Here is a 25,561-nt window from a genome sequence, read left to right as displayed (position 1 = left end):
TCACGCACGGGCACGGGTCTGGTGGACAGACGGTGCGTGATCAGCGCACCGAGGAGGACCGGCGGGCGGACGCGCGCAGGGGCGCCGATGCGGGGCTGGATTCCGCGCAGGCGGCCGCACGGCGGGAGCGTTACGGGCCCAATGCCATCGAGGAGGAGAAACGCAGTGTCCTCCTGGAGTTCTTGTCGCATTTCTGGGGCCCGATCCCGTGGATGATCGAGGCAGCCCTGGCGCTGACGGCGGTGACCAGCCGGTGGGCGGATTTCGCGATCATCCTGGCCTTGCTGCTCCTCAACGGCCTCGTGGGGTTCTGGGAGGAACACCAGGCGCAGAACGCGATCGCGGCGCTCAAGGAGCGGCTGGCGAAGGTGGCGCAGGTCAAGCGGGACGGGGAGTGGACGACGGTGCCGGCCTCCGAGCTGGTGCCGGGAGATCTGGTGCGTATCGGCCGCGGGGAGGTGGTGCCTGCGGACGGGACGGTGGTCGAGGGCGAGGGCGAGGCGGACGAGTCGGCACTGACCGGGGAATCGCTGCCGGTGGCCAAGAACCCCGGCGACGGCATGTACTCCGGGTCGGCGGTGTCGCGGGGCGGGCCGTTGGTGCGCGTGCTGGCCACGGGCGCGGACACGGAGTTCGGCCGCACCGCTCAGCTGACGGGGCGGGCGGCACCGGTGAGTCACTTCCAGCGCGCGGTCATCGACATCGGAAAGTACCTGAGTCTGCTCGCGCTCGGCCTGGTCGCTGTGATCGTCGTGCTGTCGCTGCTGCGGGGGAGTGGTGTGACCCGGACGCTGGAGTTCGCGCTGGTGGTGGTCATCGCCTCGATTCCGGTCGCGCTGCCGGCGGTGCTGTCGGTGACCATGGCCGTCGGAGCCCGGTACCTGGCCAAACGGGAGGCCGTGGTCAGCCATCTGCCGGCGGTGGAGGAGATGGCCGGGGTGGATGTGCTGTGCGCCGACAAGACCGGCACGATCACACGCAACGAGCTGGCGGTCGCCGACGTCGTCGTCCTCGAGGACGGAATGGACGAGGGACAGGTGCTCCTGCAGGCATCCCTCACCGCGGAGGCGGGTGGTGGTGACCCGATCGACGAGGCGATACTCCAGGCGTGCGGTGCCGACCGGCTGGAGGGGTGGGAGGTCACCGACTTCACGCCGTTCGACTCCGCCCGCAAGTTCGCCCGGGCCGAGGTGCGAGGCCCCGGAACAGAACGTGTCGTGGCGAAGGGGGCGGTGCAGGCCGTCCTCGGCCTCGCGCAGGCCGGCAGCTCGGTCGCGCAGCGCGTGGAGGAGGTGACACGAGGCTTCGCGAGCCGGGGTTTCCGCGCCATGGCTGTTGCCTGCGCCGACGGCGGCGGGTGGCGGGTGACCGGGATGCTGGGGCTGCAGGATCCGCCGCGGGAGGACTCCCGCGCGACGCTGGAGGAGGCCGGACGGCTGGGCGTGCAGGTCAGGATGGTGACCGGTGACCGGGTGGAGATCGCCCGGGAGATCTGCGGCCGGGTGGGCCTGGGCACCAGTGTCCTGGACGCGAAGCGGATCGAACGGCTCGAGGGCGAAGACCTCGCGCGCACCGTGGAGGCGGCCGACGGGTTCGCCCAGGTGGTGCCCGAGGACAAGTACCGCATCGTGAAGGCCCTGCAGGAGCACGGCCACATCGTCGGCATGACCGGTGACGGGGTGAACGACGCCCCGGCCCTGCACCGCGCGGATGCGGGGATCGCGGTCTGCGGCGCCACCGACGCGGCCCGCGCGGCCTCCGACATCGTCTTCCTGGCCCCCGGCCTGTCGACGATCATCGAGGCCGTCCACCGGTCCCGCGAGGTGTTCCGGCGGATGAAGAACTACGCGATCTACCGGATCACCGAGACCATCCGCGTGGTGCTCTTCGTCACCGCCACGATCGTGGTGTTCGCGTTCTTCCCCGTCACGCCGATCCAGGTGGTCCTCCTGGCCATCCTCAACGACGCCGCCATCCTGTCCATCGCCTACGACCGGGTACGGCCCTCCTCCCGGCCGGAACGCTGGGACCTGACCGAGGTGATGGCGATCGCCGCCGTCCTGGGCCTGTTCGGCCTCGTCTCGACGTTCGTGCTGGTGTGGGTGACGCACCTGCCGCTCGGACTCGCGGACGTCGACGTACGGACCCTGGTCTATCTCAAACTGTCCGTCAGCGGGCACCTCACGGTCTTCCTGGCCCGCACCCGCGGCCCGTTCTGGTCCCACCGGCCGTCCTGGGTCCTGCTCACGGCCGTGATCGGCACCCAGATCCTCGCCACCGTGATCGCCCTGACCGGCTTCCTGATGCAGCCCATCGGCTGGAGTCTGGTGGGCCTCGCCTGGGGCTGGGCCATCGTCGAGTTCCTGCTGCTGGACCCGGTCAAGCTGATGGCCTACCGCGTCCTGGAACAGCACGGCAAGGCGGCGAAAGCCGTCAGCATCTGATCATCCCCGTCCGCCGCAGCCGGGCCGGCCGACACCGGATGGCCCACTGTTCAGGAGGTGGAAAACCCCATGCGTGACGTCCCGACCAGTGCACCCGGCAGCCTGACGAAGAGGAAATCGCCGCCCCGGACGCTCACTGGCGCGCGGCGAACTACCTGGCCGTGGGCCAGATCTACCCGATGGCGAACCCGCTGTTGTCCGAGCCGCTGCTCCCGGAGCACGTCAAGCCCCGACTGCTGGGGCACCGGGGCACCTCGCCCGGCCTGAACCTGGTCCACACCCACCTCGACCGGCTGATCCGCACGCACGGCCTGGACGCGATGTGTGTCTGGGGGCCCGGGCACGGCGGCCCGGCCGTGCTGGCCGACTCCTGGCTGGACGGCAGCTATACCCAGGAGTATCCGGACATCACCCGCGACGCGGCCGGCATGGCCCGGCTGTTCCGTCAGTTCTCCTCCCCCGGCGGGGTGCCCAGCCATGTCGCGCCCCAGACGCCCGGCTCGATCCACGAGGGCGGGGAACTCGGCTACTCCCTCGCCCACGCCTACGGCGCCGCGCTGGACAACCCCGGGCTGCTGGTGGCCAGCACGGCCTCGCCCTCGACCTGCCCGATGACCTCGCCGCCGTCTACGGCAAGCTCGGCTTCGACCTCCAGCGCGTCAACGGCGGTCACCCGCGCACCCTGCCGCTGCCCGCGACCTACGTCATCCACCGTGACGGCGTGATCCGCTGGGTTTTCGTCACCACCGACTACACCACCCGCGCCGAACCCGCCGACATCGTCGCCGCCCGCGACGCAGCCGGCTGAACCTCCTGATGCCGACCCGCCCTACGGCACCCGGACCCACAGTGCCTTGGAGGGTGTGCCCTGGTCGTCGGTCACGAAGAGCATGTACCAGCCGGCTGGGACCAGGTTGCGGTTGTTCGGGATCGTGACCTGGATGCCCGTACCGTCCTTGGTCTTCTTCAACTCCAGGGCGATGGAGCGTTGTTCGACGTCGGTGACGTGGGTGGTGGAGCTGGGGTGGATGAGCCGGGCCGTCTTGATCACGGAGGCGTAGCTGGTGCGGAAGGTCGCGGTCGCGCCGAGGTCGACAGTGCTGGGGCCGCCGGTCAGGGAGGGCCGTGAATCCCGGTAGAGGTAGGGCGGGGTGTAGATCTCCAGGCGTTGCTCGAACGCGCCGGGCCTGGTCTTGGCCTTGTCGGCGAACAGCGAGTCGCCGCCGAAGGTGAGGACGCGGCCGTCGGGCAGCAGGATCGAGCCCGAGTGGTAATTGCGGCCCACCTCGGGGTCGGCGACCCGGCGCATCTTCCCGGTCCTGGCGTCGTAGATGCGCGCCTGGTAGATGTTCTCGGCGGCCGGGCCGCGGTAGTCCTGGGAGCCACCGGTGATCAGCACGGTGTCGTCCGGCAGGATCGACAGTTCCGGGTAGCGGGTACCCTCCGCCAGCGCGGGACCGTCCACAAAGTGCGGGCTGTTCGTCTTCAGGTCGATGAGACGGGTCTTCTTCGACGACTTGGGCGACTCTCCGATACCTCCGCCGCCGACCACCATGAACTTCTCGTCTTGGGCGGGCGGCAGCATGACGGTGCCGGAGGTCTCCATGAGGTTCGCGTCATCCAGGCCGGGCAGCTTGGTGAACTTGTTCGTGTCGAACTGCCAGATGCCCGGGTCGCGGCCGACGCTGCCGGGCCCGTAGCCAGCGTTGGAGCCGGAGTAGAAGAACGTGCCGTCCGGCAGCTGGAAGACCGCCGGGTAGGTGGGGAACTGGCGGATCTTCCCGCTGTAGTGCCAGGTCTTGGTCTTCGGGTCGTAGATCTCGCTCTTGCCCGGCACCACCTGGCCGACGTCGTCCAGGCCGGACAGGGCCAGCACCCGGCCGTCGGCGAGCCGGGTCAGGGTCGGGTACCAGCGGGCCTCGTTCATCGAGGCGACCTTGGTGAACTTCTCCGTGTAGGGGTCGAACTCGTACGCCTGGCGGATTCCCTGGAAGTCCTTCTTGTCCAGGCCGAGTTTGTTGGCGATGCCGTACACGTTGTGGGTGTCCGAACCGGTCAGGCCCTCGACCCGGTAGTTCTCCTGGGCGCCGGTCTCGTACCGGGCGCCGCTCTTCTGCGCCTCGACGTAGATGCGGCCCATGCTGCCTTCGGTGTGCAGGAATTTCCCGGTCTTCTTGTCGAAGATCTTCTTGGCCGGCGCGACGGTGACGGGGTCCTTGGAGACGAAGGTCTTGTGGTTCTGCTTGCCGGTGAACCGGGTGCCGGCCGGCAGGGTGACGGACTTGTCCGGGTCCTCGTTGTGCACGACCATCAGCCCGCCGGCCTTGGTGACGTCGCCCTTGAGCTTCTCGTACCGCTTGGTGCCACCCGCGAATAGCAGGTTGCCGTTGGCCAGATGGATGTGTCCGGTGCAGAACAGGTCGCTCGGCGTCGCGATCTCGTGGTACGTGTTCTTGACCGGGTCCCACACCAAGGAGCGGAAGTTCTTCGCGTCGAAGTTCTGGATGTTGTTGCCGGACCCGGCGACCAGCAGCACCTTGCCGGTCTGCAACAGTGCCCCGTGGATGGTGTTCTGCCGGAACTCCTTCGGCACGTCGAGGATGTCCCAGTGCCCGTTCTCGGCCTTGTACTGTGGTCTGTTGATCTCGTATTCGTGGTACTTCTGGCTCCCGAAGCGGTACAGCCACGGCCCGTTCAGTCCGGCCAGCGCGAGCACCACCACGGTGCCGACCGCGAGACGACGGGCACGACGGCGCGTGCCGATGCCGAGATTACTCATTCCCACATCCCCCCCGGAATGCGTGCAGCAGCGGTCCATGGCTGCCCGGGCGGGCAGCCACGCGACAAAACGCCATCCTATTTTGCATTATGCAAAGAAGCTCCCAAAGTGATGTAACAGGTGTGACAACGCCACCACTTGGGGCTCAGCCGCTTCACGTGACCCAGCCCGCAGCCGAGGTCCAGCGCGCGCCCGTCCGCCGGCGCCGGGAGATGCTCCGCCAGCAGTCGCCGCTCGCAACTCGTCCGGGCCGGACAGGGGCCCCGGCCGGCCGCCCTGCCCGCGACCACCCCCGCACCCGCCTTCGGCGACCAGGTCCCCGTCGAACTGGCCGGGGTGACCCGGTTCGTACCCGTCGCCGACATCACCCATGTCGAGGCCCAGGGCGACTACGCGCGCCTGCACACCCCGCACGGCAGCCACCTGGTGCGCGTCCCGCTGTCCACCCCGGAGGAACAGTGGCGCGCCCGCGGGCTCGTACGCATCCACCGCAGCCGGCTCGTCGCCCTCGGCCGCATCGAGGAACTCCGCCTCGCGCGGCCGTAGCCACCGACGCCGCCCGGGGCGGACACCAGGGACCCCACACCGCAGGGTCACGCCGTGGCCGTGGGTGCCCGGGGCGAGGTGGTCCCCGGCAGGGGAGAGGCCCCGTTCGCCCGCCGCGTCGTCGCACCCGAACTCGGCGAGGTGGCGCAGGCCAGGGCCGTGGTTCCGGTGCCTCCGCCGCGCTCGGCCGCACGGTCACAGGCACCGGGCCAGGAACTGAAGGGCCAGACTGGTCCCGGACACGACCAGCCACAGGCAGCCCCCGAGCAGCAGGGGTGCGGGACCGGTCCGGCGCAGCCTGGAGGGCTGCGTGGACAGGCCGATCGCGGACAGGGCGACGGTGATCAGGAAGAGGGCGAACGTGCTGAGCGGGCCGTGGGCGTCGGACGGTACGAGACCGGCGGTGTTCGCGGCCGCCAGGACGAGGAAGCCGGTGAGGAACCACGGCACCAGCCGGCCGATGCGCACCCGGTCGGAGGAGCCCCGCCCGGAGACCGCCGCACCGGCACCGGCCGGTACCTGAGTCGCCCGGGCGCGACGACGGGCGAGGGCGGCGAGGCCCAGGCAGACCGGGATGATCAGCAGCGTGCGGGCCAGCTTGACCACCACCGCGTAGTCGGCCGCCGGGCCGCCATAGGTGGTGGCGGCGGCGACCACCGACGACATGTCGTTGACCGCGGTGCCGGCGAACAGGCCGAAGGCGTGCTGCCCCAGGCCCAGCAGATGCCCGAGCACGGGGAAGGTCAGCACCGCGGCGACGTTGAAGACGAAGATCGTGGAGACGGCATAGGCCACCTCCGCCTCGGCCGCGCCGATCACCGGGGTGACCGCGGCGATGGCGGAGGCGCCGCAGATGCCGGTCCCCACACCGATCAGCGTGCGCAGATCGCGGGCGACACCCAGGCGGCGTCCGATCCCGTACGCCGCCGCCAGGCAGACCGCCAGGGTCACGATCATCACCGGCAGGGAGCCGACACCGACCCGCAGCACCTGGCCCAGGGACAGTTGCGCGCCGAGGACCACCACTGCGGCTTGGAGCACTCCGCGTCCGGCGAAGGCGATGCCGGGCAGCATCCGGTCCCCGGGCCGCACCGCGAGCGCCACCAGTACCCCGAGCACGATCCCGCTGACCGGCCCGCCGACGACCGGGACCAGCCGGCCCAGCACCGTCGCGACGAGGGCGACACCGACGGACAGGGCCAGTCCGGGCAGCCGGGCCGCGGGGCCGGTCAGCCGGGAGGCGGGGCCGGGGCACGGCACGGTGAGCGCGGGGCCGGGCCTGCGCGGGGCGGCGGGGCGGGGCGGGGGTGCGGTCCCCGGCCGGGAGGGGCTGACGTCCTTCATGATCACCACTGTGGTCCGCCCCGTGCTCGCCCTGTAGCCCCCGATCAAGCAACAGGTCATAGCGAAGACGTATGACGATCTCATACGCTGTCGCTGTGACCGACTCCGTGGCGCCGGACCCCCGCACCGTCGCCCTCCCCCTGCGCACGCCCGACCTGGAGTCGTTGCGGCTCCTCGTCCTCGTGGCCGACCTGGGCAGTCTCGGCCGGGCGGCCGAGCGGCTGCGGATCTCCCAGCCGTCCGCCAGTCGCCGGCTGTCCACACTGGAACGCGCGCTGGGGCTGGTGCTGGTCGACCGGACCCGCCGCGGCTCCCGGCTGACCATGGCCGGACAGGTCGTCGCCGGACACGCCCGGCGGGTCCTGGGCGAACTGGACGAGCTGCTCGCCGGAGCCCACAAGTTGCGTGACCGGCGGGAGGCCGAACTGCGCGTCGCGGCGAGCCTGACCATCGCGGAGTACCTGCTGCCCGGCTGGATCAGCGAGCTGCGCGCTCGCCGGCCGGAGCTCTACATCGGCCTGCAGGTGACCAACAGCGAGCACGTGCCCGGGCTGGTCGAGTCGGGCGAGGCCGACATCGGGTTCATCGAGGGGCCGCGGCTGTCCCGGGTGATGTCCACGCGGCAGGTGGCCGAGGACCGGCTCGTCGTCGTGGTCGACCCCGCTCACCCCTGGGCGCGGCGGCGCGAGCCGCTGTCGGCGCGGGAACTGTCGCACGCGCCGCTGGTCCTGCGGGAGAGCGGCTCGGGCACGCGGCAGACCCTGGACCGCGCCCTGCACCTGGCCGGCTGCGAACGCGTCCGGCCCCTGGTGGAACTCGGCTCGACGGCCGCCGTACGCGGCGCGGTGATCGCCGGTACCGGGCCGTCCGTCCTGAGCGAGCTGGCGGTGCGCGGGGACATCACCGAGGGCCGGCTCATCGGTGTCGACGTCGCGGGCGTCGACCTCACGCGCGACCTGCGCGCGGTCTGGCCGACCGGGCGGCGCCTGGTGGGCCCTGCGGCGGAACTGGTCGCGGTGGCCCGCCGGGCGTTCACCCGCGGGCGAACGGCTCACCCATAGGGAGGGGCACCCGGCGGCCCGGGGGCCGCCACGCGGTCGGCCGGGCCGGCACTCGACGGCACCGGGGCTCGGCGCGCCTTGCGCGGGAGCGATCCCCGGCACGGCGCGTCGCCGAAGGCGAGCCGGGCCACCCGTGCGCTCCTCCGCCCCACCAGGCGTACCCCGTCCCCGCTCCCAGCCGATCCCTGACCTGCGGAGACACAGGCCGCCAGGCACCAGCTGCGGACCGCGGCAAGAATCCGTAGAGAAGCCGAACCCTGCTCTTCTGCGTTCGGACACGCCGCGGGCGAACCGCGGCACACCGACCGCCGAGTGAAATACACCACCATCATGCCCGTAGGCACGGGCGTTCCTGACGGGTAGGTTCCCACGGCCGGCGTCCACGGGGACGACCCCGGTGGGCGCCTTGTGATCGCGGATGGCCCGTCAACCCCTCCTCCCAGGAGAGAACACGACACATGTCTGCACAGGAACCTGCGCACCACTCACCCCAGCGCATCGGCGTGGTGGCCGAGTCCGTTTCCGGTGAGACGCGGGTCGCGGCGACGCCGGCGACCGTGCGTCAGCTGCTGGCCCTCGGCTACGAGGTCGTGGTGGATCCCGAGGCCGGAGCGGCGTCCGGCTTCAGTGACCAGGCCTACCTCGACATCGGCGCCGAGATCGGCGAGGCCTGGGACACGGATGTCGTCCTCAAGGTGAACCCTCCCTCCGACGCGGAGATCGCCCGGCTGCGGCAGGGTACGACCGTGCTCGCCCTGCTGGCGCCGGCGCAAAGGCCCGAACTGCTCCGGGCACTCGCCGATGCCGGGGTGACCGCTCTGGCCCTGGACGCGGTGCCGCGCATCTCCCGTGCCCAGCCCATGGACGTGCTGTCGTCGATGGCGAACATCGCCGGGTACCGCGCGGTGATCGAGGCCGCCCATGTCTTCGGCCGGTTCTTCACCGGCCAGGTCACCGCGGCGGGCAAGGTGCCACCGGCGAAGGTACTCGTCGCCGGCGCGGGTGTGGCCGGTCTGGCGGCGATCGGGGCCGCCTCCAGCCTCGGTGCGATCGTGCGGGCCACCGACCCGCGGCCCGAGGTCGCCGACCAGGTGAAGTCGTTGGGCGGCGAGTACCTCCCGGTGCACGTCGCCCAGGAGACGAGCGCCGACGGCTACGCCAAGGCGACCTCCGCCGACTACGACCGTGCCGCCGCCGAGCTCTACCACGAGCAGGCCGCGGACGTGGACATCGTGATCACCACCGCGCTGATCCCGGGCCGGCCGGCGCCGCGCCTGCTGACCGCCCGGGACGTGGCGGTCATGAAGCCGGGCAGCGTCGTCGTCGACATGGCCGCCGCCCAGGGCGGCAATGTCGAGGGCACCGTGCCCGGGCGTGCGGTGGTCACCGACAACGGGGTCACCGTCATCGGCTACACCGATCTGGCCTCCCGGCTGCCGGCCCAGGCCTCACAGCTGTTCGGCACCAACCTGGTGAATCTGCTGAAACTGCTCACTCCCGGCAAGGACGGGCGGCTGACGATCGACTTCGACGACGTCGTGCAGCGGGCCGTGACCGTGGTGCGGGACGGCGACGTCACCTGGCCGCCGCCGCCCGTCGCGGTCTCGGCCGCGCCCGCCCCGCAGCCCGGGACCACACCCGCCGCGCCCGAGCCGAAGCAGCCGAGGCCGACACCTGCGCGGCGCTTCGGCCTGATCGGGCTCGGTATGCTCGCCATGTTCCTGCTGGTGGCCTTCGCTCCCGCCCAACTCGCGGGAAACTTCACCGTGTTCGCCCTGGCGGTGGTGATCGGCTACTACGTCATCGGCAAGGTGCACCATGCGCTGCACACCCCGCTGATGTCCGTGACCAACGCGATCTCCGGGATCGTCGTGATCGGCGCCCTGCTGCAGATCGGGCACGAGAGCCTGCTCGTCACCGTGCTGTCCTTCGTGGCGATCCTGCTGACGAGTGTGAACATCTTCGGAGGCTTCGCCGTCACCCGCCGCATGCTGTCCATGTTCTCGAAAGGCTGAGCCCAGATGACCTCCCTGACGGCTTCCCACGCTGCCGACCTGGTCGCCGCACTGCTGTTCATCCTCAGCCTGGCCGGCCTGTCCCAGCACCGCACCTCCCGCGCCGGCGTCGTCTACGGCATCGCCGGCATGGTCCTCGCACTGGTCGCCACGGTCGTGGTGGCGGCGCGGAGCATCAGTGCCGGGCCAGTCGCCCTGATCGTGCTGGCCATGGCGCTCGGCGCGGTGATCGGCCTGTGGCAGGCCCGCCGCGTCGAGATGACACAGATGCCGGAACTGATCGCGGTGCTGCACAGCTTCGTCGGCCTTGCCGCGGTGCTCGTGGGCTGGAACAGCTACCTGGAGGTGGAGGCGCACGGCACGGCGCAGACCCGGATCGGCGCCGACCTGCTGGGCATCCACCACGCCGAGGTGTTCATCGGCATCTTCATCGGAGCGGTCACCTTCACGGGCTCGATCGTCGCGTTCCTGAAGCTCTCGGCGCGCATCAAGTCCCGGCCGCTGGTGCTGCCGGGCAAGAACGCGCTGAACCTCGGCGCGCTCGGCGCGTTCGTCGCGCTGACGGTCTGGTTCACGATCAGCCCGAGCCTGCCGCTGATGATCGCGGTCACCGTGCTGGCGCTGACCCTCGGCTGGCACCTGGTCGCCTCGATCGGCGGAGGCGACATGCCCGTCGTCGTCTCCATGCTGAACAGCTACTCGGGCTGGGCGGCGGCCGCGGCCGGGTTCCTGCTCGACAACAACCTGCTCATCGTCACGGGCGCGCTGGTGGGCTCCTCCGGCGCCTACCTGTCCTACATCATGTGCAAGGCGATGAACCGGTCCTTCGTCTCCGTCATCGCGGGCGGTTTCGGCATCGAGGCGGTGTCCGGCGGTCAGGAGGAGCAGGGCGAGCACCGTGAGGTACGGGCCGTGGAGGCGGCCGAGATGCTCGCCCGGGCCCGCTCGGTGATCATCACCCCGGGTTACGGCATGGCCGTCGCCCAGGCCCAGCACCCCGTCGCCGAGTTGACGCGCCGGCTGCGTGAGCGCGGCATCGAGGTCCGCTTCGGCGTCCACCCCGTCGCCGGGCGCCTGCCCGGGCACATGAACGTGCTGCTGGCCGAGGCGAAGGTGCCGTACGACATCGTCCTGGAGATGGACGAGATCAACGACGACTTCGCCGACACCTCGGTCGTGCTGGTCATCGGCGCGAACGACACGGTCAACCCGGCCGCCACCGAGGATCCGGCCAGCCCGATCGCGGGCATGCCGGTCCTGCGTGTCTGGGAAGCGGAGCAGGTCGTCGTCTTCAAACGCTCGATGGCCTCCGGTTACGCGGGGGTGCAGAACCCGCTCTTCCACCGCGAGAACAGCAGCATGCTCTTCGGCGACGCCAAGCAGAGCGTCGAGGAGATCCTGAGCGCGCTCGGCACCGACGGCAGCCATGGGGCCGCCCCGGCCGCCCGTCAGGCGACGACGGCAGGCCGGTGAGCCGGTCCTGAGTTCGTCCGGCCTCCCGCCACGGCCGGCGCGGAAGGACCCCGTGCCGGCCGGCAGAACCGCTCGGTGCAACCCCCTTGGCGCCGACCGACCAGCCCTCGTTCCCACGTCGAACGGATTGCCGCCGAGACATACGGCACAGCCACCGCACATCGCGCCGTTACGGGGTATCCGGATTCGGGTAAGGGCTGTCAGGCGTACTGTTGCCGTTTGACAACAATAGCCGTGAGGCAACAGAGTGGCCGTGTCGGCCGTGCGCGGGGAAGGACCTGGAATGCTCCGGTGGACGGAGACCACTCCGTGCGCTGGTCGTCGTCGCCGAAAGGCGGCGACGGCTCAGGCGCCGCGAACGGCGGCTCAGGCGGTCTGGCTGCTGGGACCCGGTGTGTCCTCGTGTATCTGCGTCGCCGCTGTGACGCAGAACGCCTCGAGCCCCTCCAGCAGCGCGACCCGCTGGGCGGCGGGCATATCCGCCAGCACTTTCCGCAGCTCCCGCTCCCTGCGGATGCGCAGGTCGGCGAGGAAGGCGCGGCCTCGGCCGCTGAGGTGCAGCCGCACTTCGCGCCGGTCCTCCGCACTCACCACCCGCTCGACGAACCCGGCCGCCACGAGCCGGTCGCACAACCGGCTCGTGGACGGCGGGGTCGAGGCCAGGGATTCGGCAAGCGTGCGCAGGTTGATGCCGTCGTGGTGCTCGAGGATGTGCAGCACCCGCAGCTGGGACGCTGAGGTGGGCGCGGTGGAGGCCCGGCCCCACACGACTTCCAGCAGCTCGACGGCCTTGGTGGTCACACGAGCGACCTCTTCGGGCTCTGGGCGGCGGCGGAAGGCAGTCACGGTCACACTCTCGCAGGCACTGGGGCGGCTGTCAGCGTACTAGGCGCACGCGCGGCCGCGGACGACCCGGTGCGACCGACGCGGCTCAGCGGGCGCGCCCCCGCGAGCGCGGTCCGTACCTTGTCCGGCGAAAGATTGGTGTGTTTCCCATCGTGAAGAGATTCAACGCCGCCGAGCGCGCTCTGCGCACGGCGGCCCCCCACGAGTTGCTCGACGCCGTGCGCGCCGTACTGATCGAGCAGTACGGCGCGGAAGACGTCGAGCTGTTCATGGCCGACTACGGCCTGACGGTGCTTCAGCCCCTGTCGGTTCCCTCCCGCCCGCTCGAGCCGGTGTCGGTGTACAACAGCCCGGCCGGCCGGGCCTTCGGCTCGCAGAAGCCGTACTGCGAGGGCGGTCGGGACGGGCGGGCCCGCCTGCATCTGCCGGTCAGCGTGCGCGGCGACCGGCTCGGCGTGCTGTCCGTGACCCTGCCCGGGAGCGAGGCGGCACGCCGCTCGGAGTCCGAGCTGGCCGAGATCGCCGAGGTGTTGGGGCACGAGCTGATCGTGGCCGAGCGCGACACCGACGTGTACCTGCAGGCGCGGCGCAAGGACCGGCTCACCCTGGCCGCCGAGATGCAGTGGCAGCTGCTGCCCGGCCGCTCCTGCTCCCGCCCCGAGTACGAGCTGGGGGCGCAACTGGAGCCTGCGTACGCCATCTTCGGCGACAACTTCGACTGGTCCGCGACGGCCGACCGCCTGATGCTCTACGTCACCAACGGCATGGGCGAGGGCATAGAGGCCTCCTTGCTGACCAACCTGGCCATCAACGCCCTGCGCAACGCACGGCGCGCCGGCATCTCCATCGCCGACCAGGCGGCCCTCGCCGACCAGGCCGTCTACGCGCACTACCGGGGACGCTGCTACCTGTCCGTGCTCATGTTCGACTTCGACCTGGCCACCGGCCGGGCCGGTGTCGTGGACGCGGGCTCGCCCCGGATGCTGCGGCTGCGGAACGGCACCGTGGAGCGCATCACCCTGGACGCCCAGCTTCCCCTGGGCATGTTCGAGGAGACCGACTACGTGGCCCAGGAGTTCGACGTCGAGCCCGGTGACCGGCTCGTCTTCGTCAGCGACGGCGTGCACGCCGTGGCCTCGCCCAAGGGTGAGACGTACGGGGACAAGGCTCTGGCCCGGGCCGTCCAGGCCACCCGGCTGCTGCCCGCCGCCGAGGTGCCGCGCGCCATCCTGCGCGAACTGACCGGTCACCGCGGCAAGGCCATGCCCGACGACGACGCCCTGGTCGTGTGTCTGGACTGGCGGGGCAGAGGCCCGGGCGGCGGACCGGTCCCGGCGGGCTGATTGTGACGATCGCGTGTGGTTCGGCTCGTATCGCCGCGCCAACGCTTGCCATAAGGCAATAATTGCTCCGTGGCCTGCCGTTCGGCGGGCTGCCGGGCCACGCGGCAGGGAGACGATGCAGGTGGCGGAGCGGCACGATGCGGCGCCCGAGGTCGTGCGGGAGCTGGGTGGCTTCCTGGAACGGCGCCGCGAAAAGCGGTGCTGGCCGGCATGCGCCCCGCCGTGGCCATCACCCTGGTCGAGCTGGGCCTCACCCCGCCCGGCCCGGTCACGGCCCTGGACGTCGAGGGGGCACTGGCCCCGCTGGGCCGTGCCCCCTCGGCAGCCTCACCCGCTCACCCGGAAGAGGGTGCATGATGCATGCTCCACTCGCCCCGACCACGCGTCTGCCCATCGGCTCGGACGCGGATCCGGCCTGGCTACGCCAACACGTACGCCGGGCCGCCGCCGATCTCGGCTTCAGCCTGGTCCAGCAGACGAAGCTGGTCACCGCGGGCAGTGAACTGGCCCGCAACACGCTGGTGCACGGCGGTGGCGGGGCCATGGAGATGACGGTCCTGCAAGAGGGGCGCAGCCGCGGACTGCGACTGTCGTTCGTCGACGCCGGACCCGGCATCCGGGACATCGACCAGGCCATGACCGACGGCTACACCACCGGCGGCGGCCTGGGTCTGGGCCTGAGCGGTGCCAGACGGCTCGTCCAGGAGTTCACGCTCGACAGCAGTCCCGGCAAGGGCACGACCGTCACCATCACCGACTGGACCACCGGCCTGCCCTCCCCGCGCACGGGTGCGCCGTGAGCAGGGTCTGGGACATCCCCGTCCAGGACCCCACCAGAGTCCGGGACGTCCGCGTGGCCCCGGAAGCGGCCTGCGCCCACACACGGCTGGACGCCCATGCCACCGCGGTCGCGGCGCTCGTGGCCACCGAGCCGGCGACGCGTGGCCGTACAGCAGTCGCACTGGCGGCCGGACAGTCTCTCGTCCTGCACAGCGACGTGCTGCCCAGCCGCTGGGTGCCTCCGCACGACCCCCGGCTCCTCGGCCACGACCCGGCCGTGACGGCCGCGGTCGTCCTGCGGGACGCAGGCAGTGCCGCACGCCCGCTGCGCGACGACACCAGCGTCGCCGTCCTTGCCCCTGAACCTCCGGACGGACTTCCATGACCGCACCTTCCGACATCTGGAAGATCGCGTCCGTCACCGACGCGGCCCTGGCCCGTGCCGCCGTCGACCGCATCGTCACCGACGGCGAGACTCCGGCGCTGCAACGGGCCCGTTTCCTCGCGTCGCTTTCCGCCCTGCTGCGCCACTGCCTGGACCGGGGAGGCGAGTGGGAACTCCTGCTCCACCTCCGGCACACGAGCGCGCAGGAGGACGGCCGGTTCGGTGTCTCACTGCGGCCGGCCGGCTCGTTCCTCCCGGTCCCGGACCGTGGGCCCGTCCTCACCTGCCCGCTGCCCCGCCGGCCCTTCGGGCACCCTGTCCGCGCCGGCACGCCGCTGCCCGAGGCCCTCCTGCACGCCGACGAGAGCACCGCGGCCCTGCTGGGCATCCTGAGCGAGCAGGAACACCTCACCCAGGTGCACCGGGAGGAGCTGCACCACACCAACCAGGGCGTTCTGGCGTTGCACGCCGACCTGGAAGCCGCCGTGCTGGCCCAGCGCCGGCTGCTCGACGCCGAGCGGGCCGCCCGCGCCGAGGCGGAGCGGGCCCGGCGCCTGCTGACCTTTCTCGGCGACGCCAGTGCCGCCATCACGGCGTCCCTCAGCCCCCCGGCCATCCTGCGCCGCCTGTCCGACCTGCTGGTGCCGGACTACGCGGCCGACCTCGACGTCTGGCTCTTCGACGAGGACAACGACGACGAGCGGCCCCACCGGGTCCGGGAGCACTCGGCGGCCGCGGTGGTCGCCGCCCGCACGGGCCGCCCCCAGCACGCGGCCCCCCACCCCGGTGACCTGCCCGGCATCGGCGACCTCCCGCCCTCCGCCCTGTCTCCCGAGCGCCCCCTGCTGGCCATCCCCCTGGAAGCGCACGGCCTGCTGGGCGTCCTCACCCTCACCGCACCCGGCCCCCGCTTCGACCCCGACGCCTGCGTGATGCTGGTGGAACTCGCCCGTCGCGCCGGCATCGCCCTGGACCACGCCCGCCGTTACGAGCGGTACCGCGACACCGCCGAGACCCTGCAGCGTGCCCAGCTGACCGACCTGCCCGCCGTCCCCGGCCTGTTCCTGGCCGCGCGCTATCTCCCCGCCACCCAGGGGCTGAACATCGGCGGCGACTGGTACGACGCCTTCGTCCAGCCCGACGGAAGCCTGCTGGCCGTCATAGGGGATGTCACCGGCCACGGGCTGCACGCCGCCGTCGTCATGGGCCAGCTGCGCACCGCGCTGCGCGCCTACGCCGTCGAGAACTCCACCCCCGGCGAGATCCTCACCCGCCTGCACCACATGCTCCGGCACCTGCAACCCGACCTGTACGCCACCGCGTTGGTCGCCCGCATCCGGCCCGGCGAACAGGAGGTGGTCTGGGCATCGGCCGGCCATCCGCCCGCCGTCGTGCGCGGCGCGGACGCAACCGTGCGGGTCCTGAACGACAAGCCGGGCGTCATGCTGGGCATCCCGGTGACGTACACCTATGCCGACCATGTCGCCGGTCTGCCGCCCGGCTCCTCCCTGGTGCTCTACACGGACGGCCTGGTCGAACGCCGCGCGCAGGGCATCGACCCCGGCATCGAACGCCTCGCCCGGGCACTGGCAGCACTGAGCGCACCGGAACTGGCACGGGACCTGGACGCCGCCGCCGACGCCCTGCTCGAACCCCTCCTGCACGACTCCGAACGCGACGACGACGTCTGCCTGTTGCTGTGCCACACCATGACGCCGACCGGGCGGGAGCGGCGTACAGAGGCGCACTGACCTCCGGGTCGGGAAGCAGTGCCTGTGCCGGCCCTCGGAACGGTGGCGTGGAGGCCACCGGGCGAGAGGTGGATGCCGTGAAAGCCCATGGATCGCTTCCGTCCGCAAAGGCCCAGCTGCGCGCGGCCCCGCGCCACGCGCCGGTCCTCGTCGCCGGCCGTCTGTCGGCCGAGCGAGCGGGAGCCGAGGAGGTGACCCTCCGGCCGGCCGGCCACGGACCGACCGTGCTGCAACCGGTGTCCCACCTGCCGCACACCGGAGCCCCGGTGCCCGCCCGCGAGGGCCCGGCAGGCAGCGCCTTCACCGGGCAGCAGGGACCTGGACCTCATGTCCGACGCCACCGTGGTGTGCCTCGACCGCCACGGCCGACGTGCCTGACACCGTCCCGATCACGCGGATCACGCGGGTCCCGGATCGGGACGGTCCGGGCCCCGGCTGATGCCGTCCCGGGCCGCCAGGAAACCCCGCAGGCCGCGACCGAGCGCGTCCCGGTCGCCCGTCCCCATGGCCGTGAAAACGGCGGCGAGCGCCTGCGACCGCCGGGAGGCCACCTCGTCGAGAACCTGCCGGCCGTGCCCCGTGATGTTCAACTGCACCTCGCGCCGCCTCTGCGGGTGAAGTACGCGCTCCAGAAGGCCGGCCGCCTCCAGCCGGTCGCACAGGCGGCTGGCCGTCGGCATCCCCATCTCCATGCTCTCCGCCAGAGCGGTGAGATTGAGCCCCGGCGCGGCCTGAAGGATCCGCAGGGCCCGCAGTTGGTGCGGCGACAGGCGCAGGCGCGCTCCTTGCGCGGCCACCGACCACAGGTTCGCGAGACTGTCCACGGCATCGGTGAGTTCCAGCGCCAGGGCAGCCATGGGATCCCCGTCCGGCTCGCTTGCCCGGTCGTCCCCGAATCCGCTGCGACGAGTCACGCACACATCGCTTTCAGTAATCGCCCGCTCGTACGAATGCCACCCCCATCCAAACGCGGTACCCGAACGGCCGTCGAGCAAGCACCGCCGGCCCGTCCATCCCGGGAACCCGGTGCGAACAGGGGAGGTTCTGCTGCGTTCTCGGTGTCTGCCGCCGCGCCGTGTCCGGTTGCCGTCCAGCCGGTGAACACGTCGTCCGCCGAGATCGGCCGCGTTGGTCAAAACTCCTCCGAATGGCCGGTGACCGGCATCGATCGTCCCGCCTGCCGCGCAGATGAGAGCGTTCTCGAACACAGCGGCGAGGCTGAAACGCCGTCAGGTGGGTAAGCGCGGTATCCGACGGCATCGAGGAGAAGGGGAAAGCCATGTCAGTGGAACCCGAACCCGTCGAAGCGTCGATGGCGGCGGAACACGTCGCCGAATCGATGGCCGAGTTGTGGCGGCGGGCACATGAGGATGTCGCCCCGACGATTTCCGGTGAGCAAATGCGCGCTCTTCTCGTACTGGAGAATGAGCCGGGCTGTCCGGATGCGCTGGCCGGGGAACTCGGCGTCGACTCCGCTTCCGCGGCGAGGCTGTTGGGCCGGCTGGAACAGCGCACACTGGTGCGCCGCGCCCCCTCCGGCGCGTTCTGCCTCACCGGAGCCGGGAAGTGCGTGCTCGAAGCGACGCGCCAACGCCGCCGCCAGCTTCTGGAGCAGGTCCTGGTGACGGCAGCCGCTTCGGACCGACCGGTGTTGCGGGAGGCGATCGACCAGCTGTACGGCCGGCTGAGGCCGTTGGTCAGGGTGCCGCGCAGCCGCTCGCCGCAGTGACGACGCGGATGCGGCGGGGCGAGGGTCACAGGGCGCACGCCGACGAGGAGGTCGTTGCACGGGAAGCCGCGACCTGCGGGAGGCCACGAGACCGCGGGAGGCCACGAGATCGCGGACGCGTGCCGTCCTGGGCCGACGGTGCGACGCCACCGCCCATGCCAGGGGAGCCTCGCGCAGGTTCCTGAACGGCCTTGAGCCTCCGTTCTGCGAGAAGGCGCCCTCCACGGTGGAGCTGGCCGTCTCCGAACTGGTGACGAACGCCGTACGGCACGCCCGAGGCGACCTCTGCGTCCTGGAGCCGGCGGACCTGACGCGGTGTCGGCGACCGTCCGCGACGACGACCCCACGCCGCCTCGCACTCGAACGCCCGACTTCACCGGATCCGGTGGATTCGGCCTGCTCATGGTGGGCAGGCTCGCCGACGAAGTGACGGCGGAGTCCACGGCGCAGGGCAGGACGGTCCGCGCCAGGATCGCCAAGTGGGCGTCCGCAGGCCGGTGACGGCGCAGCAGGGCGGTGCCAGTACTCTTCGTTCGTTGCCCTACGGCAATCAAGAGCCCGAAGGGCTGCCGAGGCGTTCGAGGGGGAACCAGGGACGGATGCTCCCAACACAGCATGGACTTGTCGGCGTACGGGTGGTTCCCGGTTCCGCCGCGGCGGCCGGAGCCGCCTGGGCCTGGCAGGAACCCTCGGTGCTGCTCATCGAGGACGACGAGGCGGACGCCCTCCTGGTGGAGGAACTGGTCGCCGACTGCACTCCGGGCATGCGGCTCACCTGGGTGCGTTCCCTGACCGAGGCCCGTGAGGCAGTGGCCGAACAGAGCCCGGACTGCGTGCTGCTCGACCTGCACCTGCCCGACTCCCACGGGCTGGCGGGCGTGGCCCGCGTACGCCAGCACGCGGATGTCGCGGTGGTGGTCCTGACGGGCCTGGCCGAGGAGAGCGCGGGTCTGGCGGCGGTCGCGGCGGGTGCGCAGGACTACCTGGTCAAGGGGCGGGTCGACGCGGAGCTGTTCGGCCGCGCCGTCCGATACGCCATACAGCGCAAGCTGGCGGAACAGGCGGCTGCCGCTCTTCAGGCAGGCCAGCTGCGGGCGGAGGAGAACCGACGGCTGGAACGCGGGCTGCTGCCCACCCCGCTGCTGCGGGACGCCCCGGACCTGGAGGTGGTCGCCCGCTATTTGCCGGGCCGGGAACAGGCGTTGCTCGGCGGCGACTTCTACGATGTCGTACAGACCCCGGACGGCAGCGTGCACGCGCTGATCGGCGATGTCTCGGGGCACGGCCCCGACGAGGCCGCGCTCGGCGTGGGTCTGCGGATCGCTTGGCGGACGCTGGTGGTCAGCGGTGCCACGGGGGTCCGGCAGCTGAGCACCCTGGAGGAGATCCTGGTCGCCGAGCGCACCGGTGAGCAGATCTTCGCCACGCTCACCAGTCTGCAACTGCTGCCGGACGGGCGTTCGGCGCGGGTGATGCGCGCCGGACACCCGGGCATGCTGCTGCGGGCCGGTGACACGGTGGAGTGGGTGGAGGTGCCGGGCGGGCCGGCGCTCGGGGTGCTGCCGAGCGGTATGGCCTGCTGGCCCGTGGAGGACATCCCCCTGCCCGTCGGCGCGGGGATCGTGCTGTTCACCGACGGCCTGTTCGAGGGCCGGACCGGTCCGGGACATCAACGACTCGGGGAGCAGGGACTGTTGGAGTCGGCCCGGTCGGCCGCCGCCTTGCCCGCGGAGGCGTTCGTGGACAGACTGATCGGCCGTGCCGAGGCACTGGCCGAGGACTACGGCGGTCTCGCCGACGACGTGGCCGTGGTGCACCTGCGGTGGAACCGGCAACCCCGAGGAAGCAAGGAATCGTGACCGTGACGACGTCTCCTGCGCCCGTCCACCTCCGGCGGGGCAGCCGGATCACCGTGCAGGGCTGGTTCCACGTGGCCCTCGCGGTGATGATCGCGCTGGTGGTGACCGGCTCGGTGATCGGCGCCGAGCTCCTGGCGCGTACCGCGCACGTCTCCGACCAGCTGATCGAGGACGTCCAGCCCGCCCGCGCCGAGGCGCTGGGTCTGCAGAACGCCCTGCTGAACCAGGAGACGGGCGCGCGCGGTTATGTCATCGCCGCCGACCCGCGGTTCCTCGCCCCCTACACCGAGGGCGAACGGGACGAGCGGGATTCCGCCGCCCGCCTGCGCCGGCTGATCGGCGACCGGGCGACCCTGCGCGAGGACCTGGACGGCATCGAACGCGCGGCGGCCGACTGGCGCCGGACCTACGCCGAACCCCTCGTCGCCGGCGTCACCGCGGGCAGGCCCCACCCGGTCGACAAGGCCACCACGGCCCGTGGCAAGGCGGCCTTCGAGCACATCCGCGCCCTGTTCACGGTGCAGAACACCCACCTGACGCAGGCGCGGGAACGCGGCCGCAGCGAGCTGGCCCACGTGCGCACCGTACGAAACTGGCTGCTCGGCGCCATGGTCGCCACCTTCCTCCTCACCGGTGGCTTGCTCGCCGTGCTGGTCCAGGTCCTCGTCGCCCGGCCACTGGACGGGCTGCGCATCGCGTCCCGCCGCGTGGCCAAGGGCGAGTTCCAGCACCGCATCCCGTCCGATGGGCCCGCGGACATCCGGGCGATGGCGAACGACGTCGAAGCCATGCGCCAACGCCTCGTGACGGAACTGGACGCGTCACACGCCCGGCACGAGCACCTCACCCGGCAGACGGCCGACCTGGACGCCCAGGCCGTGGAACTGCGCCGCTCCAACGCCGAGCTGGAGCAGTTCGCCTACGTGGCCTCCCACGACCTGCAGGAGCCGCTGCGCAAGGTCGCCTCCTTCTGTCAACTGCTCGAAAAGCGGTACGGCGACGAGCTGGACGACCGGGCGAAGCAGTACATCGCCTTCGCCGTGGACGGTGCCAAGCGCATGCAGACCCTCATCAACGACCTGCTCACCTTTTCCCGTGTCGGCCGGGTCAACGACGCCAACGTACCCGTCGCGCTGGAGCAGACCCTGGACAAGGCGGTGGCCAACCTGACCGCCGCGGCCGAGGAGTCGGGCGCCGTCATCGAGCGTCCCGACGACCTGCCCGAGATCACCGGCGACCCGATGCTGCTGGTGATGCTCTGGCAGAATCTGATCGGCAACGCCATCAAGTTCCGGCACCCCGACCGCCCGCCCCGCGTCCGCATCACCTGCGAAGCCGAAGCGGACGCCGACGAGGGCACCGCGCGATGGCGGCTGAGCGTGGCGGACAAGGGCATCGGCATTCCCGAGGAGTTCGCCGAGAAGGTCTTCGTCATCTTCCAGCGCCTGCACGGCCGGGACGCCTACACCGGCACGGGCATCGGCCTTGCGCTCTGCAAGAAGATCGTCGAGTTCCACGGCGGGCGCATCTGGATCGACACCGCGTACACCGACGGCACCCGCTTCTGCTTCGTCCTCCCGGCCGGCACACCCCGCCCGGCCGGCGACACGGCGACCGCCCGCACCACCCCGGAAGGACAGCCCGCATGACCCCCGAAGCACAGCCCATCGAGGTCCTCCTGGTCGAGGACGACCCGGGCGACGAACTGATGACCCGCGAGGCGTTCGAGGACAACAAGATCGGCAACACGCTCCACGTCGTTCGCGACGGGGAGGAGGCCCTCGACTTCCTCTACCGGCGCGGCGCGTACACCCACGCCCCGACCCCGGACCTGATCCTGCTCGACCTCAACCTGCCGAAGTACGACGGCCGGCAGGTTCTGGAACGCATCAAGTCCGACCCCGATCTCGCCCATGTCCCCGTGGTGGTGCTCACGACGTCCTCCGCGGAGGAGGACATCCTGCGCAGCTACAAGCTCCACGCCAACGCCTACGTCACCAAGCCCGTCGACCTCGACCAGTTCATCGCCGCGGTCCGGCAGATCGACGAGTTCTTCGTGACCGTCGTACGCCTGCCCCGCCAGGACATGACCCAGCGGTAGGCGACGACCGGGCAGCCGGCATCCGCCCGTGGGGAACATGCCCGGCCGCAGACGCGCCAGGAGCCGGGAGACCGGGCATCCGCCGGGCCCGAACCGCCACAGGCGGGGCGCCCGACGCGGTGCTGCCGCGGTCATGGCGACGCGCCCGTGGAGCAAGCGTGCCCGCGTGGCCCGGTCGGCGGCCGCACGGCGTCGACCGGAGTGTTCCGGCGGGCGGTGGCCGAGCCTGTGGCTCGCAGTGCAGTCAGCTGCCACCAGGTCCGTAGGACGTCGGCATGCCGCGCCGCACCTGGGACGACTCCGCCGCTTGGGCTGCTGCGCTGGCGGCCAGGGCCAGCAGGAGGGCCAGCGCGCCGGTGATGACGTTGTTCACGATCGTCTTCGTGGTGTTGACGTGCCCGGCGACCACCCAGGGGGAGATGATCGCCCATATGCCCAGGGCGCAGGATGCCCATGCCATGCTGTGGGTGCGTTCGTAGGCGCGGCCGAAGCCGCCGCTCATCAGGACCGCGAAGGCGATACCGGTGAGCAGGTTGCTGACGGCCAGTGTCGACAGACCGTTGAAGCCCGTGATCCACGGCGATGCCGCGAGGTACAGACCCGTGAGCAGTGCCACGGTCTCGATGGCCTGTCCCTTGGGCGTGCTGGTGGCGCGCTCGGCCATCTCGTGCCTGAGGCGCATGTCGACGATGTCCGGATGCGTTTCCATCGACGGCCTGGGAGAAGTGGTCATTTTCTTCACCTTCGAAGGGATGTGCGTTGACTTGCGCGAGTACCCGTAACGGCGATCGCCAACGGCCGTCGGCCCTTTTTCCGCCGAGCGGGAGACCCGGTGCTCGCGACGTCGGCGCCGTGGGACGGGGCCCCGGAGGTCCCTGGGCCCCCGCATACCCCGGCCCTGCCGGTGCGGCCGGACCGGTACGGCCCACACGGAGATCAGGGAGGTCGTCGGGCATGGCGACCGCGGCGCCTGCTGCCGGCGGCGGGACGAGGGACGCAGGCCCAGCGGCATCACCGGCGGCCGAAGCGCCACCAGGTGCGCTTGGGCGCCGGCGGGCAGTCGCACCGTCGCGATTGCGGCACACCCGCGAGGACTTGGTCCACGTGGTTCCCGCAGCCTGCGTACGTGGCCTTGCCGCAGGTCGAACAGGTGACGCGCCGGCACATGGCGGACTTCCTTTCCTTCGGTGGGACCCCGGGGCGTCGCTCGCCCCGGGAGGGTGCGCGCGGGGGACCGCCGCGGGGCCGGGCGGCCGCTCTGCCGCCCGTGCCCGCGGACGTTCGGGCGGTCAGGCTGCTGTCTCCCAGGAGCCGTAGCCGCCGAGCAGGTCGTACACCTCGGTGCGGCCGCTGTGCCGGATCAGGCTGGCGGCGATGGACGAGCGGTGACCGCCGGCGCAGTGGACCACCAGACGGCCCTCGGCCGGGACCTCGTCGAGGCGCTTGGCCAGTTCGGCCAGGGGGATGTGCAGAGCGCCTTCGATGGCGCGGCCGCCCTCGCGCTCGCCGCAGTTGCGTACGTCGAGGACCAGCGGGGGCTGGGCCGAGGTGAGTTCCGCACGCAGGGCCTCGGCGGTCAGCCGGCCTGCCTGGCGTATCTGCTCGACGAGAGCGAGGAACAACTGCTCGGGCTCGGCCGCGTAGCCGTGGACGCGGTCGAAGCCGATGCGCGCGAGGCGGGTGACGGTCTCCTCGGCGCGGCCCTCGGGGGCGACGATGAGGATCTCGTCCTCGGGGGTGAGGACGCTGCCGACCTGCTCGGCGAAGCGGCCGTCGAGGGGGACGTTGACCGAGCCGGCCAGATGACCGGCGGCGAATTCGAACTGGTCACGTGCGTCGAGGACCACGGCGCCGGCGGTGCGCAGGCGGGCGAACTCGATCGCGTCCAGCGCCGGAGCACCCTCCTGGGGCTCGAACAGGTCGCGGTTGCGGCGGTTGAGGTCGGCGTCGTACGAGAAGTAGCCCGGGGCGGCGGACTGGCCGGCGGTGACGAGGCGGACGAAGCTGTCCTGGTCCATGGGCCGGCAGGCGTAGTTGGTCAGACGCTGCATTCCGATGGTCGACTGCAGCTCGGTGGAGAGGTTCTTGCCGCACGCCGAGCCGGCGCCGTGGGCGGGGAAGACGCGGACCTCGTCGGGCAGGGTCATCAGCTTGTGGTGGACGCTGTCGTAGAGCATCCCGCCCAGCTCCTCGGCGGTGACGCCGGCGGAGGCGAGCAGGTCGGGTCGTCCGACGTCGCCGATGAACAGGGCGTCGCCCGTGAGCACCCCGTAGGGGACGGTGTCCTGGGGCTTCTCGAAGACGAGGATGCTGATCGACTCGGGCGTGTGGCCCGGGGTCTCCAGGATCTGCAGGGTGACCTCGCCCAGGGAGATCCGCTCGCCGTCGGCGAGCTTCCGGATCGGGTATTCGGTGACGGCGCGCTGCCCGTAGCCGATCCAGGCTCCGGTGCGCCGGGCCAGTTCCAGGTGGCCGGCGAGGAAGTCGGCGTGGAAATGGGTGTTGATCACCGCCTCCACGGTGAATCCATGCGCCTCGGCGTCCGCGACGTACTCGTCCACGTCCCGGCGGGGGTCGACGACGATCGCCTTGCCGCTGGTCGGATCGCCGATGACGTACGCCGCTTGGGACAGGCAGTCGAGGTAGTGCTGCGCGAAGTACATGAGGTGCCTCCTGGCGCCTGTAGTGCGGGGGAACCGGAGTCCCGGGACGTCCGTGGGTATGCGGGAAAAATACCCACGGGGGTATTCACGAGAAGCATCGTATACCCATGGGGGTATATGGAGGCAAGTTGCCTTCGGTGGCCTCGGGGTCCATACCGCCCCGGCCCCGCCTCCTGGGTGTCGCCATCGCGGGTGGCCCCTTGGGCGGCCGCCCCGGCGTCGCGCTCGGGGTGGCGTGGAGGGAGTCGCAGGCGAGCGGTCGCGTCGCCGCCTCGATTCACTCGCACCGCTCGGGCGGCGGCCCTCTGGCCTGCGGGTTTCCCTGTGCGGGCGGATGACGTCCGCGATCCGGAAGGTGGGGACGGACGGCCTTGCCCGGCCGGGGTCGAAGTGGGCCCGAAATACCCCCAGGGGTACTTGTGCTATCGTGGGTATATACCCC

At 71.3% G+C, this 25,561-nt stretch carries 20 protein-coding genes and 4 pseudogenes; 17 read left to right on the top strand and 7 right to left on the bottom strand.

The window, feature by feature from the left end:
• Window positions 1-32: 32 nt before the first annotated feature.
• The 3 genes and pseudogenes from AC5WRT_RS30595 to AC5WRT_RS30585 all read left to right on the top strand — a co-directional run.
• On the top strand, window positions 33-2,444 hold the full coding sequence (locus AC5WRT_RS30595; RefSeq protein WP_496097316.1) for a plasma-membrane proton-efflux P-type ATPase: 2,412 nt from the start codon (window positions 33-35) through the stop codon (window positions 2,442-2,444).
• A 116-nt stretch (window positions 2,445-2,560) separates the two neighbouring features.
• Window positions 2,561-3,028 (top strand): annotated as a pseudogene (locus tag AC5WRT_RS30590) (phosphoketolase family protein); the annotation flags it as partial.
• A pseudogene (locus AC5WRT_RS30585) lies at window positions 3,028-3,252 on the top strand (AhpC/TSA family protein); the annotation flags it as partial. The pseudogenes AC5WRT_RS30590 and AC5WRT_RS30585, both read left to right, overlap by 1 nt.
• A gap of 21 nt (window positions 3,253-3,273) precedes the next feature.
• Here AC5WRT_RS30585 and glxA read toward each other — a convergent pair.
• A complete protein-coding gene (gene glxA, locus AC5WRT_RS30580; RefSeq protein WP_496097317.1) occupies window positions 3,274-5,223 on the bottom strand; it encodes a radical copper oxidase GlxA in 1,950 nt (649 codons plus the stop codon).
• A gap of 255 nt (window positions 5,224-5,478) precedes the next feature.
• Here glxA and AC5WRT_RS30575 point away from each other — a divergent pair.
• Window positions 5,479-5,757: pseudogene (locus AC5WRT_RS30575) on the top strand (LytR/AlgR family response regulator transcription factor); the annotation flags it as partial.
• 207 nt (window positions 5,758-5,964) lie between these two features.
• Here the strand turns inward: AC5WRT_RS30575 and AC5WRT_RS30570 are convergent.
• Entirely contained in the window at window positions 5,965-7,113 is a 1,149-nt protein-coding gene (locus AC5WRT_RS30570; protein ID WP_496100804.1) for a YeiH family protein, read from the bottom strand.
• 71 nt (window positions 7,114-7,184) lie between these two features.
• On the opposite strand from AC5WRT_RS30570, the gene AC5WRT_RS30565 reads away from it, so the two are divergent.
• From AC5WRT_RS30565 to pntB, 3 genes are all read left to right on the top strand, one after another.
• A complete protein-coding gene (locus AC5WRT_RS30565; protein ID WP_496097319.1) occupies window positions 7,185-8,174 on the top strand; it encodes a LysR family transcriptional regulator in 990 nt (329 codons plus the stop codon).
• Between the two features lie 458 nt (window positions 8,175-8,632).
• A complete protein-coding gene (locus tag AC5WRT_RS30560) occupies window positions 8,633-10,189 on the top strand; it encodes a Re/Si-specific NAD(P)(+) transhydrogenase subunit alpha (protein WP_496097320.1) in 1,557 nt (518 codons plus the stop codon).
• A gap of 6 nt (window positions 10,190-10,195) precedes the next feature.
• Window positions 10,196-11,662, top strand: a complete 1,467-nt coding sequence (gene pntB, locus AC5WRT_RS30555) for a Re/Si-specific NAD(P)(+) transhydrogenase subunit beta (protein WP_496097321.1) — start codon at window positions 10,196-10,198, stop codon at window positions 11,660-11,662.
• A 366-nt stretch (window positions 11,663-12,028) separates the two neighbouring features.
• Here the strand turns inward: pntB and AC5WRT_RS30550 are convergent, their stop codons facing one another.
• Window positions 12,029-12,463 carry a MarR family winged helix-turn-helix transcriptional regulator gene (locus tag AC5WRT_RS30550; RefSeq protein WP_496097322.1) on the bottom strand — a complete coding sequence of 145 codons (435 nt, stop codon included), beginning with the start codon at window positions 12,461-12,463 and terminating at the stop codon, window positions 12,029-12,031.
• A gap of 197 nt (window positions 12,464-12,660) precedes the next feature.
• On the opposite strand from AC5WRT_RS30550, the gene AC5WRT_RS30545 reads away from it, so the two are divergent.
• From AC5WRT_RS30545 to AC5WRT_RS30525, 5 genes and pseudogenes are all read left to right on the top strand, one after another.
• Window positions 12,661-13,851 (top strand): PP2C family protein-serine/threonine phosphatase, encoded by a 1,191-nt coding sequence (locus AC5WRT_RS30545; RefSeq protein WP_496097323.1) that lies wholly within the window; start codon window positions 12,661-12,663, stop codon window positions 13,849-13,851.
• Between the two features lie 192 nt (window positions 13,852-14,043).
• Window positions 14,044-14,208 (top strand): annotated as a pseudogene (locus AC5WRT_RS30540) (STAS domain-containing protein); the annotation flags it as partial.
• Window positions 14,208-14,651, top strand: a complete 444-nt coding sequence (locus AC5WRT_RS30535) for an ATP-binding protein (RefSeq protein WP_496097346.1) — start codon at window positions 14,208-14,210, stop codon at window positions 14,649-14,651. The pseudogene AC5WRT_RS30540 and the gene AC5WRT_RS30535, both read left to right, overlap by 1 nt.
• Window positions 14,648-15,016, top strand: a complete 369-nt coding sequence (locus tag AC5WRT_RS30530; RefSeq protein WP_496097324.1) for a hypothetical protein — start codon at window positions 14,648-14,650, stop codon at window positions 15,014-15,016. The genes AC5WRT_RS30535 and AC5WRT_RS30530 overlap by 4 nt, the downstream gene beginning before the upstream one ends.
• A complete protein-coding gene (locus AC5WRT_RS30525) occupies window positions 15,013-16,767 on the top strand; it encodes a PP2C family protein-serine/threonine phosphatase (protein WP_496097325.1) in 1,755 nt (584 codons plus the stop codon). Before AC5WRT_RS30530 ends, AC5WRT_RS30525 begins: the two co-directional genes overlap by 4 nt.
• Before the next feature lie 398 nt (window positions 16,768-17,165).
• Here the strand turns inward: AC5WRT_RS30525 and AC5WRT_RS30520 are convergent, their stop codons facing one another.
• Complete coding sequence (locus AC5WRT_RS30520) at window positions 17,166-17,624, bottom strand: MarR family winged helix-turn-helix transcriptional regulator (protein WP_496100803.1); 459 nt, start codon at window positions 17,622-17,624, stop codon at window positions 17,166-17,168.
• 422 nt (window positions 17,625-18,046) lie between these two features.
• Between AC5WRT_RS30520 and AC5WRT_RS30515 the strand changes: the two genes are divergently transcribed.
• From AC5WRT_RS30515 to AC5WRT_RS30495, 5 genes are all read left to right on the top strand, one after another.
• Window positions 18,047-18,496: a MarR family winged helix-turn-helix transcriptional regulator gene (locus AC5WRT_RS30515; protein ID WP_496097327.1), complete on the top strand. Its 450-nt coding sequence runs from the start codon at window positions 18,047-18,049 to the stop codon at window positions 18,494-18,496.
• 315 nt (window positions 18,497-18,811) lie between these two features.
• Window positions 18,812-18,997: an ATP-binding protein gene (locus tag AC5WRT_RS30510; RefSeq protein WP_496100802.1), complete on the top strand. Its 186-nt coding sequence runs from the start codon at window positions 18,812-18,814 to the stop codon at window positions 18,995-18,997.
• Between the two features lie 98 nt (window positions 18,998-19,095).
• Window positions 19,096-20,355, top strand: a complete 1,260-nt coding sequence (locus AC5WRT_RS30505) for a PP2C family protein-serine/threonine phosphatase (protein WP_496097328.1) — start codon at window positions 19,096-19,098, stop codon at window positions 20,353-20,355.
• An 86-nt stretch (window positions 20,356-20,441) separates the two neighbouring features.
• Window positions 20,442-22,004, top strand: a complete 1,563-nt coding sequence (locus AC5WRT_RS30500) for a sensor histidine kinase (RefSeq protein ID WP_496097347.1) — start codon at window positions 20,442-20,444, stop codon at window positions 22,002-22,004.
• Window positions 22,001-22,456 carry a response regulator gene (locus AC5WRT_RS30495; RefSeq protein ID WP_496097329.1) on the top strand — a complete coding sequence of 152 codons (456 nt, stop codon included), beginning with the start codon at window positions 22,001-22,003 and terminating at the stop codon, window positions 22,454-22,456. Before AC5WRT_RS30500 ends, AC5WRT_RS30495 begins: the two co-directional genes overlap by 4 nt.
• Before the next feature lie 244 nt (window positions 22,457-22,700).
• On the opposite strand, the gene AC5WRT_RS30490 is transcribed toward AC5WRT_RS30495, so the two are convergent.
• From AC5WRT_RS30490 to AC5WRT_RS30480, 3 genes are all read right to left on the bottom strand, one after another.
• Entirely contained in the window at window positions 22,701-23,165 is a 465-nt protein-coding gene (locus AC5WRT_RS30490; RefSeq protein ID WP_496097348.1) for an SPW repeat protein, read from the bottom strand.
• A gap of 302 nt (window positions 23,166-23,467) precedes the next feature.
• Window positions 23,468-23,623, bottom strand: coding sequence for a DUF8730 family Cys-rich protein (locus tag AC5WRT_RS30485; protein WP_496100801.1), 156 nt, complete (start codon window positions 23,621-23,623; stop codon window positions 23,468-23,470).
• A gap of 122 nt (window positions 23,624-23,745) precedes the next feature.
• Complete coding sequence (locus AC5WRT_RS30480) at window positions 23,746-25,119, bottom strand: MBL fold metallo-hydrolase (protein WP_496097331.1); 1,374 nt, start codon at window positions 25,117-25,119, stop codon at window positions 23,746-23,748.
• Window positions 25,120-25,561: the final 442 nt, after the last annotated feature.

The sequence above is a fragment of the Streptomyces sp. NTD91 genome, from assembly GCF_059510455.1.
Note: the sequence above shows the minus strand (reverse complement) of the source record. Positions and strands in the feature narration are given on the sequence as shown.

Bases quoted from the DNA above. Each gene is read 5' to 3' on its own strand.
- AC5WRT_RS30565 (WP_496097319.1), top strand. From the start codon at position 7,185: ATGACGATCTCATACGCTGTCGCTGTGACCGACTCCGTGGCGCCGGAC.
- AC5WRT_RS30535 (WP_496097346.1), top strand. From the start codon at position 14,208: ATGCATGCTCCACTCGCCCCGACCACGCGTCTGCCCATCGGCTCGGAC.
- AC5WRT_RS30560 (WP_496097320.1), top strand. From the start codon at position 8,633: ATGTCTGCACAGGAACCTGCGCACCACTCACCCCAGCGCATCGGCGTG.
- AC5WRT_RS30480 (WP_496097331.1), bottom strand. From the start codon at position 25,119: ATGTACTTCGCGCAGCACTACCTCGACTGCCTGTCCCAAGCGGCGTAC.
- AC5WRT_RS30485 (WP_496100801.1), bottom strand. From the start codon at position 23,623: ATGTGCCGGCGCGTCACCTGTTCGACCTGCGGCAAGGCCACGTACGCA.
- AC5WRT_RS30515 (WP_496097327.1), top strand. From the start codon at position 18,047: ATGTCAGTGGAACCCGAACCCGTCGAAGCGTCGATGGCGGCGGAACAC.
- glxA (WP_496097317.1), bottom strand. From the start codon at position 5,223: ATGAGTAATCTCGGCATCGGCACGCGCCGTCGTGCCCGTCGTCTCGCG.
- pntB (WP_496097321.1), top strand. From the start codon at position 10,196: ATGACCTCCCTGACGGCTTCCCACGCTGCCGACCTGGTCGCCGCACTG.
- AC5WRT_RS30505 (WP_496097328.1), top strand. From the start codon at position 19,096: ATGCTCCCAACACAGCATGGACTTGTCGGCGTACGGGTGGTTCCCGGT.
- AC5WRT_RS30525 (WP_496097325.1), top strand. From the start codon at position 15,013: ATGACCGCACCTTCCGACATCTGGAAGATCGCGTCCGTCACCGACGCG.
- AC5WRT_RS30500 (WP_496097347.1), top strand. From the start codon at position 20,442: ATGATCGCGCTGGTGGTGACCGGCTCGGTGATCGGCGCCGAGCTCCTG.
- AC5WRT_RS30495 (WP_496097329.1), top strand. From the start codon at position 22,001: ATGACCCCCGAAGCACAGCCCATCGAGGTCCTCCTGGTCGAGGACGAC.
- AC5WRT_RS30570 (WP_496100804.1), bottom strand. From the start codon at position 7,113: ATGAAGGACGTCAGCCCCTCCCGGCCGGGGACCGCACCCCCGCCCCGC.
- AC5WRT_RS30520 (WP_496100803.1), bottom strand. From the start codon at position 17,624: ATGGCTGCCCTGGCGCTGGAACTCACCGATGCCGTGGACAGTCTCGCG.
- AC5WRT_RS30490 (WP_496097348.1), bottom strand. From the start codon at position 23,165: ATGGAAACGCATCCGGACATCGTCGACATGCGCCTCAGGCACGAGATG.